The following is a 12,133-nucleotide window of genomic DNA, read 5'->3' as shown; positions in this document are numbered from 1 at the left end:
GCGACCCGGCCGCTACAGCGGCAGCAGGTCGGGGCGCTTCGCCTCGACGTGGTCGCCGGAGGACTCGCCGCGCAGCCGTCGCCCGATCCACGGCACCAGGTATTCGCGGGCCCACTGGATGTTGTCGCGCCGCTCGTCGAAGGGGCTGCGCTGGGCCTGCGGCGGCCACGGCTGGTCGGGGTCGGCGGGCACGTCGTGGCCGAGGACCTGGGCGGCGCGCAGGGCGACGCGGGTGTGGCCCTCGGGCGAGAGGTGCAGCCGGTCGGCGTCCCACGCGCGCCGGTCCTGGACCGAGCGCAGCGACCACAGGTCCAGCACGGGGCACTGGTAGCGGTCGGCGATGGCCCGCAGATGGACGTTGTACGTGGCGATCTTGCCGCGCATGTGGCGCAGCACCGGAACGCCGCGGGTGTCGAAGCCGGTGGTGACCATGACCGTGCCGACCGCGTTGCTCAGGTCGGCGACCGCCCGCTCGAAGCGCTCGGCGAGGTCGTCGGGGTCGGTGCCGGGCCGGATGATGTCGTTGCCGCCCGCGCAGAAGCTGACCAGGTCGGGGGCCAGTTCCTTGGCACGGGGGATCTGCTCCTCGACGATCTGGTCGAGGAGACGTCCTCGTACGGCGAGATTGGCGTAGCGGAAGTCCCCGTGCGAGGAGTCCTCGGGGCCGGCCTCCGTGTCGGGGGCCGGGAGCCGGTCGGCGAGGAGGACCGCGAAACGGTCCGCCCAGCCGAGATAGGTCCCGTCGGGGCCGGGGTCGCCGACGCCCTCGGTGAAACTGTCGCCAATCGCCGCGTACGACCCGATGATGTGCTGCTGGTTGTTTCTCGAATCGTCTGCCACAAGGACTTATCCTGCATCGTCCGATGTGACCTACGCGACCGTAATACGGGGTTGACGGGTGGTGAGATAGACCACCCGGTCAGGTTTTGGTAAAGCCGGAATAAAGAGAGGGGCGGTGCGCCGCCGCGCACCGCCCCTCGGATACTTCTGGCCGCGTCCGGTCAGACGGAGACGCCGTGCTGACGCAGGTACGCGATCGGGTCGACGTCCGAGCCGTAGCTCGGGCCGGTGCGGACCTCGAAGTGCAGGTGCGGGCCGGTGGAGTTGCCGGTGGAGCCGGAGAGGCCGATCTGCTGGCCGCCGGTGACGGTCTGGCCGACGGAGACGTTCAGCGAGGACTGGTGGGCGTACTGCGAGTACATGCCGTCCTCGTGCTGGATGACGACCTCGTTGCCGTAGGAGCCGCTGTTGCCGGCCGAGACCACGGTGCCCGGTCCGATGGCGAGGACGGGGGTGCCGGAGGCGGCCTGGAAGTCCGAGCCGGTGTGGTAGCCGCTGGACCAGCTGGCGCCGGAAGCGCGGTACTGGGTGGTGACGTTGGGGTTGGCCAGCGGGGCGGACCAGCCGGAGCCGGTGGCCTCGGAGGAGCCGGTCTGCGCGGAGTCGCCGGAGCCCTCGGAGTCGTCGGCGGAGATGGTGTCGCCCTTCGGGGCTTCCTTCGGCGCGTCCTTCGGGGCCGGAGCGGCCTTCTTCGGGGCGGCCTCGGGAGCGGCGGACTTCGCGGCCGGGGCGGAGCCCTTGGCGCCGAGGGTCAGCTTCATGCCCGGGTGGATCAGGCTGGGGTTGTCGCCGACGGTGGAGCGGTTGTCCTGGTACAGCTTCTCCCACCCGCCCTTGAGCCGGTGCTCGGCCGCGATCTTCGACAGGTAGTCGCCGGAGACGACGGAGTACGTCTTCGGGGCGGCCTTCGACGCGGCGGGGGCGGCCGACGGGGCGGTGTGCGCGGCGGCGACCGAGGCGGCGGCGGGCTTCGCGGCGGGAGCGGCCTGGTCGGCGGCGCTCGCGACGGTGGCGCCGATGAGCGGGAGGGCGAGTGCGGCGCCGCCGGTGCCCGCGACGAGGACGCCGCGGGAGATCGGGCCGGACTTCGGACGACGGTGCTTACCCTTTGCGGGCATGGGGAATTTCCTCTCCGGCGCCTGCGAGGTGAGCTGTCGGGTTCGGGCTGGAGATGCCCGGTCGCGTTGCGGCGACTTCACCCCGAGCCGGTCCGGATCGCTCCGGATCGGCGGCTTACCTGGTTCCCCCGCTCCTGCCACACGTGAGTGGGTGGGTGCGAATTCCGGGCGGCGGCAGGATTAGGCGGTCCGTCCGGATTGCGGCGACCGTAAACCGGTCAGGACGAGCGGAACAAGCCATCGGTTGCGCGCCGGAATCATCGATTCGATATCGCCCCGGATTTCCCGTCACACTCCGTGGATTACGGATCTTGGATTTCCGTACGGGCAACGGGAATACCCCCGGGCGCCCTCGCCACGGTCCGTCACGGATATGATCCCGCTCACCTCCGGAATCCCATCTCCCCCATTAGCGGGGCATGTTCTGCGAAATACACCAATACGGACATGCCGCCGAGAGCGCTCCTGACGCCGGGTCAGCCCGGCCTCGACGGCACCCCGCGACGGGGTGGCGACCGTGATGATTTTCTGTCGAATCGATGTCGTATCGTCACGGGAGCGCCCTCGCCGGCGAGCCGCGCCGACGCCAGAGATCCCAGGAGCCACCGTGACGCAGCAGGTGCCGCAGGTCCCGCCGACAGAGACCGTGCTGACCGGAGTCCGCAACTTCCGCGACGTGGGCGGGCTCCCCACCACGGACGGGCGGCGCACCGCCTTCGGACGGCTCTACCGCAGCGGCCACCTGGCGCACGCCACCGACGAGGACGCGGCCTTCCTCGGCGGGCTCGGACTGCACACGGTCTTCGACTTCCGGCACTCCGCCGACCACCGCCTCGACGGTTACGACATCGAGCTGCCCGGTGTCCGCAATGTCAGCATTCCGCTCTCCGACCCGGCCGACGGCGCGGAGTTCTGGCGGCTGGTGAGCGACGGGAACATCGAGCAGCTGCGCTCGGTCCTCGCGGACGGCAAGGGCGTCGACCGCATGATCCGGATGTACCGCGCGACGATCGAGGACCGCACCGCCGAGCACAGCCGGGTGCTGCACGCGCTGGCCGAGGACAGCGTCCCGGCCCTGATGCACTGCGCGGCGGGCAAGGACCGGGCCGGCCTCTCGATCGCGGTCGCCCTGCTGGCGGTCGGCGTGGAGGTGGAGGCGATCGAGGAGGACTACCTCAAGTCCAACGACCTCCACCGCCGCTACAACGTGAAGCGCTCCGACGCCTCCGCGGCCGGCATGTCGCCCGAGGTGCTGGAGCTGCTCGACCCGCTCTTCGGGGCGCGGCCGGCCTACCTCGCGGCGGCCTTCGCGACCATCGAGGAGAACTGGGGCACGACCGACCGCTACCTCACCGAGGGGCTGAAGATCTCCTCCGGGACCCGGGAGCGACTGCGCGAGCGCCTGCTCGACCAGGACTGACCCGGCCGGCCGCGGGCCGTCACTTGCTCCCGGCCACCACGAAGAGCAGGTAGAGGAAGGCCGCGATGACATGGCCCGCCACCAGATAGGCGAAGAGCCGGATGATGACGCCGCGCGGCATCCGCTTCTCCTGCGGGTCCTCGTCCTTGCGGCGTCCGGGGCCCAGCGGGTCGTAGTGTTCGGAATCGGACATGACGGTCCTCTCTGTCGGCCTCACGGCCGGTGGAGCGAAGGATGGAGCCGGCGGGGACGGCCGGTCAGCGCGCGTGGAGGGCGTTGCCGAGGCAGAGCTCGGCGGCGGGACTCTGCAGCAGGGTGTGGACGAAGAGCAGCTCCGCACCGCCGCGGTCGACGGCCGCGATCCGGTGCGGGGTGAGCGAGTCGAAGTGGGCACTGTCGCCGGGTTCGAGGTCGTGCACGGTGTCGCCGAGCCCGACCCGCAGCCGCCCCTCCATCACGTACAGCCACTCCTCGCCGGGATGGACCCGGACCAGGTCGCCCTGGGCCCCGTACGGAACACGTACCCGCAGGGCCTGCATCGCGCGGCCGGAGCCGCCCGCCTGCCGGTACATCCAGCCGTCCGCCTCCGCCCCCTCGAAGCCGCCGCCGCGGACGATCGCGTCCCGTTCGGGCGGCTGCTCGCCGAGGAGCTCGGAGACCGTCGTACCGTAGATACGGGCCAGCCCCAGCAGCATCGGCAGCGAGGGCTGTCGGCGGCCGGTCTCCAGCCGGGAGAGATGGGCCGGGGAGAGCCCGGCCCGCCGGGCGGCGGTCTCCAGGGTCAGACCACGGCTTCGGCGCAGGTCACGCAGTCGGGGTGCGACGCCGGGGAGCTCGTCCGGCACCCCTTCGTCCGGAGGGTTCATGGATCCATTGGGCCAGGATCTTTCCTCCGGGGCAAATAACTTGCCCCGGAGGCAAAGCGGCACCCGTCAGCGGTTGGCCACGGCCTGCTTGACCAGGGTGCGGCCGAAGTCCCACATCAGTCCGCCGCCGCTGTGCGCGTCGTCCATGACGGACGTGAACGCCGCCACGAAGCGGTCCACCTCCGCGTCCCCGATGACCAGCGGCGGAATCAGCTTGATCACTTCCAGGTGGTCGCCGGAGACCTGGGTGAGGATCCGGTGCTTCTGGAGCAGCGGCACCACGACCATCTGGGCGAAGAGCCCCTTGCGGGCCGCCTGGAGCATGGTCCAGCGGCTGCGGAGCTTCAGCGACGACGGCCGTCCGAACTCGATGCCGATCATCAGCCCGCGCCCGCGGACCTCGTGCAGCAGCTCGTAGCGGTCCACCAGGGCCGCCAGCCGCTCGCGGAGCAGATCGCCGGTGCGCCGGGCGTTCGCGACGGTCTCCTCGTCCTCCATCACCGTCAGGACGGCGAGCCCGGCCGCCATCGCCTGCGCGTTGGAGCCGAAGCTCGCGGAGTGGACGAGGACCCGGTCCATCGAGGAGTAGACCTTGCGGAAGATCCAGTCCTTGCCGAGGGTCGCGCCGACGGGCACATAGCCGCCGGAGAGCGCCTTGGCCACACAGACCAGATCGGGCTCCACGCCCTCCTCGTGCTGGTAGGCGTAGAAGTCGCCGGTCCGGCCCAGGCCCGTCTGCACCTCGTCGGCGATCAGGAGCGCCTTGTGCCGGTGCAGCAGCTCCTGCGCCTGCCGCAGATAGCCGGGCGGCGCGGCGAGCACGCCCTTGCCCTGGATCGGCTCGACGACCAGGGCCGCGACATCGCCCCGCTTCAGCTCGCGGCGCAGCGCGTCCAGGTCGCCGAGCGGCACGGCCGTGTCGGGCAGCAGCGGGGCGAACCCGTCGCGGAAGCCGCTCTCCCCGTTGACCGACAGGGATCCGGTGGTGAGCCCGTGGAAGGCGTGGTCGCAGTAGAGGATCCGGGGCTTCCCGGTGGCGTACCGGGCGAATTTCAGCGCCGTCTCGACCGCTTCCGTGCCGCTGTTCCCGAAGAAGACGCGGTCCAGGTGCGGGCTGTGGGCCAGCAGCTTCTCGGCGAGCAGTCCGGGCAGCGGCTGGCAGTCGAAGCGGGTGAGGTCGGCGAGCTGGGCGTCCAGGACGTCGTGCAGGGCCTGCCGGACGACGGGATGGTGGCGGCCCAGGCCCATGACGCCGAAGCCGGCGAGCATGTCGAGGTAGTCGTTGCCCTCCGCGTCCCAGAAGTACGCGCCCTCGGCCCGCTCGTAGACCTTGTCGAAGCCGATGGTGTGCAGCATGCGCGGCAGCTGGTGGTTGAGGTGGCGCGCGTGCAGCTCGTACCGCTCGGATCCGCGCTCGGCGAGGAGCCGCGTCAGATCGAAGCCCTGGGATCCGCCGTCCGTCATCGCGCGCTCTTCTCCTTCGGATGTGCTGCGTCGTGCGGCCGGCCGCCCCGGGGAACCCGTGACGGCCGGCCGTACCTCGTCGGTCACCGGCTCACCGGTTGCTGGTGATGGTCTCCCGGGCCGCGCGCAGGGATTCCTTGAGGGACCCCATGGTGGCGAGCACCGCCGTGGGTTCGTAGCCGCAGTGCGCCATGCAGTTGGCGCAGCGCGGGTCCTTGCCCCGGCCGTACTTCTCCCAGTCGGTCTCCTCGATGAGCTGACGGTACGTCGGTACGTAGCCGTCGCTCATCAGGTAGCAGGGACGCTGCCAGCCGAAGAGCGAGTAGTTCGGGATCGCCCACGCGGTGCACGGGAAGTCCGCCTTGCCCTCCAGGAAGTCCAGGAAGAGCGGCGAGTGGTTGAGCCGCCAGCGGGCCCGGTTGCCGCCCGCGAAGGCCTTCTTGAACAGCTCGCGGGTCTGCTCGACGCCCAGGAAGTGCTCCTGGTCGGGAGCCTTCTCGTAGGCGTAGGCGGGCGAGATCATCATCTCGTCGACGTGCAGGTCGTCGTTGAGGTAGTTGAGGACCTCGATGATGGTCTGCGGGGTGTCGGTGTTGAAGAAGGTGGAGTTGGTGGTGACGCGGAAACCGCGCCGCTTGGCCTCCTTCATCGCGGCGACGGCCTCGTCGAAGACGCCTTCCTTGGCGACCGACTCGTCGTGCCGTTCGCGCAGCCCGTCGATGTGCACGGCGAAGGCGAAGTACGGGGACGGGTTGAACTTGTCGAGCTTCTTGCGCATCAGCATGGCGTTGGTGCAGAGGAAGACGTACTTCTTCTTCGCTACGAGCTGGCGCACGATCTCGTCGATCTGCGGATGCATCAGCGGTTCGCCACCGGCGATGGACACCATGGGGGCGCCGGATTCGAGGACCGCGCCCACCGCCTGGGCGACCGGCATGCGCTGCTTCAGGACACCGGCCGGGTGCTGGATCTTGCCGCATCCCTCGCAGGCGAGGTTGCAGGCGAACAACGGCTCCAGCTCGACGATCAGCGGGAACTTCTCACGCTTGCGGAGCTTCTGTTCGAAGAGATACGTCGCAACCTTGATGGTCTGGCGGAGCGGCATGGCCATCTAGCTCACCTCCTGGGGAGCAGTAAAGATCGGTGCCATTCGTAGAAAGCCGGAAGGACGGCACGAAGAACGCGGAACGCCGATATTCCACCGCGTACGGTGCCGATGCGGACGAGCTCATGCTCTGGAGCGTCCACGACCACCCGGACGGCCGCAACCGGGCGCGGTCCGTGACACAGGGCGGTACGCAGTGTCGCGGCGGACTCCATGTCCACCGCGATGGCCCCGCCCGCCCGCAGCGCGGCCCGCTCGGAGCCCCGTACGACGTGGTCGGAGCCGGTCAGCGGGCCGGTGTGGACGGTGCGGCCGGGGACGGCCCTGGCGAGTGCGGCGACCAGGACGCCGGTGCCGGTGCAGGGGGTGGTGCCGTCCACGTCCCGGGTCTCCTCGGCGACGACCAGGTCGCCGGGGTGCATCCCCGGTACGAGGCCGGCGCAGAACCCGGAGGCGATCACGGCGGCGTCCGGAACACCCTCGGGGCCCAGGAGGCGCGCCACGGCCGTCTCCGCCGCCCGGGGACCCATTCCGGTGCGCAGGACCCGGACCGGGCCCGGGGCGCCCCTGCCGCTGCGCAGGGCCACCTGCTCGATGCCGAGGGCACAGGCGACCAGCAGCGGCGGCACAGGGCTCCCGGACCCTCTCGGATCGCCCATCAGGCCCCCTCGGCGGCGTCCGCGCGGTCGGCGAACGGGTCGCCGTACACATAACGCCCGAGTGCGGTGAGCGGGAAGACCTGGCGGTAGAGGTGGTAGTTGATGGAGAAGTCCCAGGGGAAGCCGGTGCCCGTGAAATACGGCTCGTCCCAGGAGCCGTCGGCCTGCTGCGCCTCGGTCAGCCAGGTGACGCCGCGGGCGACCGAGCGGGTGTCGCGGCGGCCCGCGGCGAGGAGCGCGAGCAGCGCCCAGGCGGTCTGGGACGCGGTGGACTCACCGTGTCCGATCCACTTCTCCTCCTGGTAGGAGCGCAGGTCCTCGCCCCAGCCGCCGTCGTCGTTCTGGACGGACTCCAGCCAGCCGACGGCCCGGCGGATCGCGGGGTGCCCGGCGGGCAGTCCGGCGGCGATCAGGGCGGGCACCACGGACCCGGTGCCGTAGACGTAGTTGACGCCCCAGCGACCGAACCAGGCGCCGCACGCCTCCTGTTCGGCGAGCAGCCACTCGATGCCCTCGCGGGTACGGGGGTGGTTCGCGAGGCCCTCGACGGCGAGCATCTCCACGACATGGCCGGTGACGTCGGCCGACGGCGGGTCGATGACCTCGCCGAAGTCGCAGAAGGGCAGCCGGTTGGGGAAGGGGCTGGTGTTGTCGGCGTCGAACGCGCCCCAGGCCCCGTTGCGGGACTGCATCCCGAGGTTCCAGCGGACCCCGCGGTCGATGGCCGCCTGCATCCGGGCGGGGTCGGGGTGGCGCACCCGGCGCAGCGCCAGGACGACTTCGGCCGTGTCGTCGATGTCCGGGTAGTTGTCGTTGTGGAACTCGAACGCCCAGCCGCCGGGGGCCAGTTCGGGTTTTCGCACCGACCAGTCACCGGGTCTGGTGATCTCCTCGGCCAGCATCCAGTCGGCGGCCTTCACCAGCGCGGGGTGGTCGGGTCTCAGTCCGGCGTCGGCCAGCGCGATGGTGGCCAGGCAGGTGTCCCAGACCGGCGACTGGCAGGCCTCGACCATCCGGGCGCCGTCCTCGCGCCGGACGGCGAACCGGTCGAGCGAGGCCAGACCGGCCTTCATCACCGGGTGGTCGAGGTCGTAGCCGAGCAGATGCAGCGCGATGACCGAGTAGACGGCGGGCGGCTGGATCCCGCCCCAGCAGCCGTCGTTCTCCTGGCGCTCGATGATCCACCGGGCGGCCGCGTTCATCGCGATACGGCGCAGCGGGCGCGGGGCGACCTTGTGGTAGAGGTGCAGCCCTTTGTCGAGGCGTTGGAAGAGTCCGTCCCAACTGGTGGGCGGGGCAAGCTTCCTGGCCGGGTTGGGGTGGTCCGGGTCGGTGTGCAGCTCGTCCAGGGCGAAGGGCGCGGGGCGTACGGGGCGCTTCGCGGAGACGATGGTGAGCGGCACGATGGTCTGCCGGGCCCAGCAGCCGAAGTCGTAGATGTTGAGCGGGACCCACTTGGGGAAGAACATCAGCTCGGGCGGCAGTTCGGGGAGGTCGTCCCATTTCCACCAGCCGAACAGGGCCAGCCAGATACGGGTGAAGACGCGGGCGGCCGCGATGCCGCCCTGTTCCCTGATCCAGCCGGAGGCGCGGGCCATGTGCGGTTCGTCGGGGCGGTCCCCGGCCAGCCGCAGGGCGACGTACGCCTCGATCGTGGCGGAGAGGTCGCCCGGTCCGCCGTAGAAGGTGTTCCAGGTGCCGTCGCCGAGCTGTTCGCCGCGGATGAAGAGGGCGGCCGCCCGGGTCGTCTCTGCGTCCTGGATACCGAGGAACTGACGCAGGAGCAGGTCCTCGGCGTCCATCGTGACGTTGGTGGCGAGGTCGCCCTTCCACCAGCCCTGCTCGTCCTGTCTGCCGAGGAGGTGCTCCACGGAGCGTTCCGCGGCCCGTCGCGCGGCGGCGGTCACGTCGTCCGCGGCGGTTGTCGTGTCGGTCGGATCGTCGGCCGGGGCCCCGGAGAGGTTCGCGGCCCCGGTCGATCCGTCGGTCGTCGCTGTCATGAGCTTCCCCTTACGTGCAGTCGGTTCTCTGCTGTGCTGGGGTCTCCGTCGGCCGGCGCCCGGTGAGGGGCGCCGGCCGGCGACTGCGAGTCATATGCGGAAAGTGATCATCTCTTTCGTACCACCACGAAGTCGGCGAGCTCGGTGAGCTGCTCCCTCACCCGGTGGGGCATGTCGACGGCGTGCAGCGCCTCGATGGCGACCGCGTGCTGACGACGGGCTTCCTGGGCGGTCCACTCGCGGCCGCCCGCCTCCTCGATGAGTGCCGCGCGGGCGGCGAACTCCTCTTCGGAGAAGCTGTCGAAGTCGTTGCTCTTGGCGTCGGCGGCGAGGAGTTCGCCCAGCCGCTCGGACGCCTCGCCGCCCGCGGCGAGCGCCGCGACGACGGGGAGGGACTTCTTGCGCTGGCGCAGGTCGCTCCAGGTCTGCTTGCCGGTGGACTCCGGGTCGCCCCAGATGCCGAGCAGGTCGTCGACGGCCTGGAAGGCGAGGCCGAGGTGGTAGCCGTACGCCTCCAGGGTGTCGGCGGTGCGGTCGTCGGCGCCGCCGAGCACCGCGCCGATGGAGACGGCGCAGGCCAGCAGCGCGCCGGTCTTGTTGCCCTCCATCTCCAGGCACTCCTCGACGGTGACCCGCTCACGGTGCTCGTAGGAGATGTCCTGGGCCTGCCCGTCGATGAGCTTGCGGGTGGCGGTGGTCAGCCGGCGGGCCGCGCGGCCCGCCTCGACCGTGCCGAGCTCCAGCAGCAGATCGTAGGCGAGGGCGAAGAGCGCGTCGCCGACCAGGATCGCCTGGGCGGGACCGTGCACCTTCCAGACGGTGTCGCGGTGGCGGCGCTGCTCGTCGCCGTCCATCAGGTCGTCGTGCAGCAGCGAGAAGTTGTGCACGAGTTCGACGGCCACCGCGCCGGGGATGCCGGCCTCGGCGGGGGCGCCCGCCGCTTCGGCGGACAGCAGGGCGAGCGCGGGGCGCACAGCCTTGCCGCCGTCGCCGTCCGAGGGCCGTCCCTCGGCGTCGATCCAGCCGAAGTGGTAGGCGGCGACGGTGTCCATGGGCGGCGCGAGCCGGTCCACGGCAGCCCGCAGGACCGGCGCTGACAGGGCTCGTCCGCGCTCCAGAAGCGCGGTGACGTCCGCGGTGTCCGCCACGGTGTCGAAAGCCGGATTCGCCGGGGTCACAGACTCTCCTCTTGTTCCGGTGGTACTGCTCATGCCGCCTCCTGCAGCGGATGTCCAAGGGGGCGGCCGAGGTCGTGGAGGGCCGCGTCGGCGGCTCCGGCGCCGCTGCGCACGGCACCCTCCATCGTCGCGGGCCAGCCGGTGGCGGTCCAGGCCCCCGCCAGCTGAAGACCGGGCAGCCGGGTGCGGGGGCCGGGGCGCAGCCGTCCGACGCCCGGGGCGGGCGCGAAGGTGGCGGTGCGCTCCCGGGTGACGAAGAAGTCGCGGATGCCGGCGCCGCGGGCGGCGGGCAGCAGCCGCTCCAGCTCGGGCAGATAGCGGGAGCGCAGTTCGGCGACGGGCAGGTCGATCTCGTCCTGGGCGGCCGACTGCGAGACGGCCAGATACTGCCCGGGGCCCTTGAGCCCCGAGGAGTGGGTGCGGTCGAAGACCCACTGGACCGGGGAGCCGATCGCGGCGAAGAACGGCCTGCGCAGCACCTTGCGGTCGTAGATGACGTGCACGTTGAGGATGGGCGCGTTGTCGATGTCGAGCAGCAGCTCCGGCTCGTCCAGCGCGCCCGCGGGCAGCAGGTCGTGGGTCTCGGTCTGCGGCACGGCCAGCACGACGGTGTCGGCGGTGATCCGCTCCCCCGCCGTCTCCACGCTCCAGCGGCCGTCCTCGGTGCGGGTGAGGAAGCCGGCCTTGGCGCGCAGTTCGGTGCGGACGCCCGCGGTGTCCAGGGCCTTGCGGGCGAGGGTGTCGTGCAGCTCGCCGAGCGGCACGGTGGCCCAGCCGATGTCTGCGGCGCCGGGCTCGGAGAGCAGGCCGGTCTTGAAGACCTTCGCGGCGAGCGCCATGGAGGCGTTCGGGGCGGTGGCGTTCAGGGTGGCGACTCCGACGAGGTCCCAGAGAGCCTCGATGGTGCGCTCCGACTGGCCGTGCCGCCGCAGCCAGGTGGCGAAGTCGACGCGGTCCAGCTCGGGGTCGGCGGGGTCCAGGCGGCCGAGCGCGAGGGCGGCACGGCCGACGCTCGCCTTCTCGGCGAGCGAGAGGTGAGGATAGGCGGCGAGCCCGCCGGCGAGGTGCAGCGGTACGGGCAGTCCGGTGCGGCGGATCCGCCCCAGGCGCGGTCCGGCGGCCCGGCCGACGTCCAGCACGGGCACGTCGAGGCGGTCCTGGAGCGGGGCCAGGTGGGCGGCGTCGATCCGGTCGAGGAACCAGCGGTAGCCGGTGCAGCAGCGCAGGTAGACGTGCTGGCCGTTGTCGACGGTGAGGTCGCCGCGCTGGAAGGAGAAGGCGAGGCCGCCGAGGCGGGGCCGCCCTTCCAGGAGCGTCACGTCCAGTCCGGCGTCGGCGAGGCGGAGCGCCGCCGTGACGCCGGCGAGGCCGCCGCCGACGACGACGGCGACGGGGCGCGGGGTCTCGTCGCTCATGCGTGCCCCTCCCGTCGGGTCGTGGCCGTCTGCCGGGTCCTCACCCTGGAGATCGTCGCAGTCTGTGA

11 protein-coding genes and 1 riboswitch are annotated in these 12,133 nt (G+C 71.4%); of the genes, 1 reads left to right on the top strand and 10 read right to left on the bottom strand.

Annotation, left to right across the window (positions count from 1 at the left end; all coding sequences use genetic code 11):
- Window positions 1-12: 12 nt before the first annotated feature.
- Complete coding sequence (locus ACSMXR_RS32670) at window positions 13-840, bottom strand: SGNH/GDSL hydrolase family protein (protein WP_103508703.1); 828 nt, start codon at window positions 838-840, stop codon at window positions 13-15.
- A gap of 161 nt (window positions 841-1,001) precedes the next feature.
- The gene (locus tag ACSMXR_RS32665) at window positions 1,002-1,958 is read right to left on the bottom strand and encodes a M23 family metallopeptidase (protein WP_473170541.1); all 957 of its coding nucleotides are present in this window, start codon (window positions 1,956-1,958) and stop codon (window positions 1,002-1,004) included.
- A 3-nt stretch (window positions 1,959-1,961) separates the two neighbouring features.
- Window positions 1,962-2,122: riboswitch (cyclic di-AMP (ydaO/yuaA leader) on the bottom strand.
- Between the two features lie 443 nt (window positions 2,123-2,565).
- Here ACSMXR_RS32665 and ACSMXR_RS32660 point away from each other — a divergent pair.
- On the top strand, window positions 2,566-3,378 hold the full coding sequence (locus ACSMXR_RS32660) for a tyrosine-protein phosphatase (RefSeq protein WP_381908994.1): 813 nt from the start codon (window positions 2,566-2,568) through the stop codon (window positions 3,376-3,378).
- A gap of 19 nt (window positions 3,379-3,397) precedes the next feature.
- Here the strand turns inward: ACSMXR_RS32660 and ACSMXR_RS32655 are convergent, their stop codons facing one another.
- The 8 genes from ACSMXR_RS32655 to hpnE all read right to left on the bottom strand — a co-directional run bounded on the left by ACSMXR_RS32655 (window position 3,398) and on the right by hpnE (window position 12,065).
- Window positions 3,398-3,571, bottom strand: coding sequence for a DUF6126 family protein (locus ACSMXR_RS32655; RefSeq protein WP_170994386.1), 174 nt, complete (start codon window positions 3,569-3,571; stop codon window positions 3,398-3,400).
- A 64-nt stretch (window positions 3,572-3,635) separates the two neighbouring features.
- Window positions 3,636-4,244: a helix-turn-helix domain-containing protein gene (locus ACSMXR_RS32650; RefSeq protein WP_030623236.1), complete on the bottom strand. Its 609-nt coding sequence runs from the start codon at window positions 4,242-4,244 to the stop codon at window positions 3,636-3,638.
- A gap of 66 nt (window positions 4,245-4,310) precedes the next feature.
- A complete protein-coding gene (locus ACSMXR_RS32645; protein ID WP_473170540.1) occupies window positions 4,311-5,708 on the bottom strand; it encodes an aspartate aminotransferase family protein in 1,398 nt (465 codons plus the stop codon).
- Window positions 5,709-5,799: 91 nt separating this feature from the next.
- Window positions 5,800-6,819: an adenosyl-hopene transferase HpnH gene (gene hpnH, locus ACSMXR_RS32640; RefSeq protein ID WP_473170539.1), complete on the bottom strand. Its 1,020-nt coding sequence runs from the start codon at window positions 6,817-6,819 to the stop codon at window positions 5,800-5,802.
- 5 nt (window positions 6,820-6,824) lie between these two features.
- Complete coding sequence (locus ACSMXR_RS32635; RefSeq protein WP_376188356.1) at window positions 6,825-7,472, bottom strand: phosphorylase family protein; 648 nt, start codon at window positions 7,470-7,472, stop codon at window positions 6,825-6,827.
- A complete protein-coding gene (gene shc, locus ACSMXR_RS32630) occupies window positions 7,472-9,472 on the bottom strand; it encodes a squalene--hopene cyclase (RefSeq protein ID WP_473170538.1) in 2,001 nt (666 codons plus the stop codon). Before shc ends, ACSMXR_RS32635 begins: the two co-directional genes overlap by 1 nt.
- A gap of 107 nt (window positions 9,473-9,579) precedes the next feature.
- On the bottom strand, window positions 9,580-10,683 hold the full coding sequence (locus tag ACSMXR_RS32625) for a polyprenyl synthetase family protein (protein WP_030623252.1): 1,104 nt from the start codon (window positions 10,681-10,683) through the stop codon (window positions 9,580-9,582).
- Window positions 10,680-12,065 carry a hydroxysqualene dehydroxylase HpnE gene (gene hpnE / locus ACSMXR_RS32620; RefSeq protein ID WP_473170537.1) on the bottom strand — a complete coding sequence of 462 codons (1,386 nt, stop codon included), beginning with the start codon at window positions 12,063-12,065 and terminating at the stop codon, window positions 10,680-10,682. The genes ACSMXR_RS32625 and hpnE overlap by 4 nt, the downstream gene beginning before the upstream one ends.
- Between the last annotated feature and the right edge of the window lie 68 nt (window positions 12,066-12,133).

This window comes from Streptomyces sp. DSM 106670, assembly GCF_055792845.1.
The sequence above is the reverse complement of the archived record's forward strand: the minus strand, read 5'-3'. Positions and strand labels throughout refer to the sequence as shown.

What these genes read in the sequence shown, in the direction of transcription:
- ACSMXR_RS32665 (WP_473170541.1), bottom strand. Translation starts at nt 1,958, where the DNA reads ATGCCCGCAAAGGGTAAGCACCGTCGTCCGAAGTCCGGCCCGATCTCC.
- ACSMXR_RS32655 (WP_170994386.1), bottom strand. Translation starts at nt 3,571, where the DNA reads ATGTCCGATTCCGAACACTACGACCCGCTGGGCCCCGGACGCCGCAAG.
- ACSMXR_RS32650 (WP_030623236.1), bottom strand. Translation starts at nt 4,244, where the DNA reads ATGAACCCTCCGGACGAAGGGGTGCCGGACGAGCTCCCCGGCGTCGCA.
- ACSMXR_RS32645 (WP_473170540.1), bottom strand. Translation starts at nt 5,708, where the DNA reads ATGACGGACGGCGGATCCCAGGGCTTCGATCTGACGCGGCTCCTCGCC.
- hpnH (WP_473170539.1), bottom strand. Translation starts at nt 6,819, where the DNA reads ATGGCCATGCCGCTCCGCCAGACCATCAAGGTTGCGACGTATCTCTTC.
- ACSMXR_RS32635 (WP_376188356.1), bottom strand. Translation starts at nt 7,472, where the DNA reads ATGGGCGATCCGAGAGGGTCCGGGAGCCCTGTGCCGCCGCTGCTGGTC.
- shc (WP_473170538.1), bottom strand. Translation starts at nt 9,472, where the DNA reads ATGACAGCGACGACCGACGGATCGACCGGGGCCGCGAACCTCTCCGGG.
- ACSMXR_RS32625 (WP_030623252.1), bottom strand. Translation starts at nt 10,683, where the DNA reads ATGAGCAGTACCACCGGAACAAGAGGAGAGTCTGTGACCCCGGCGAAT.
- hpnE (WP_473170537.1), bottom strand. Translation starts at nt 12,065, where the DNA reads ATGAGCGACGAGACCCCGCGCCCCGTCGCCGTCGTCGTCGGCGGCGGC.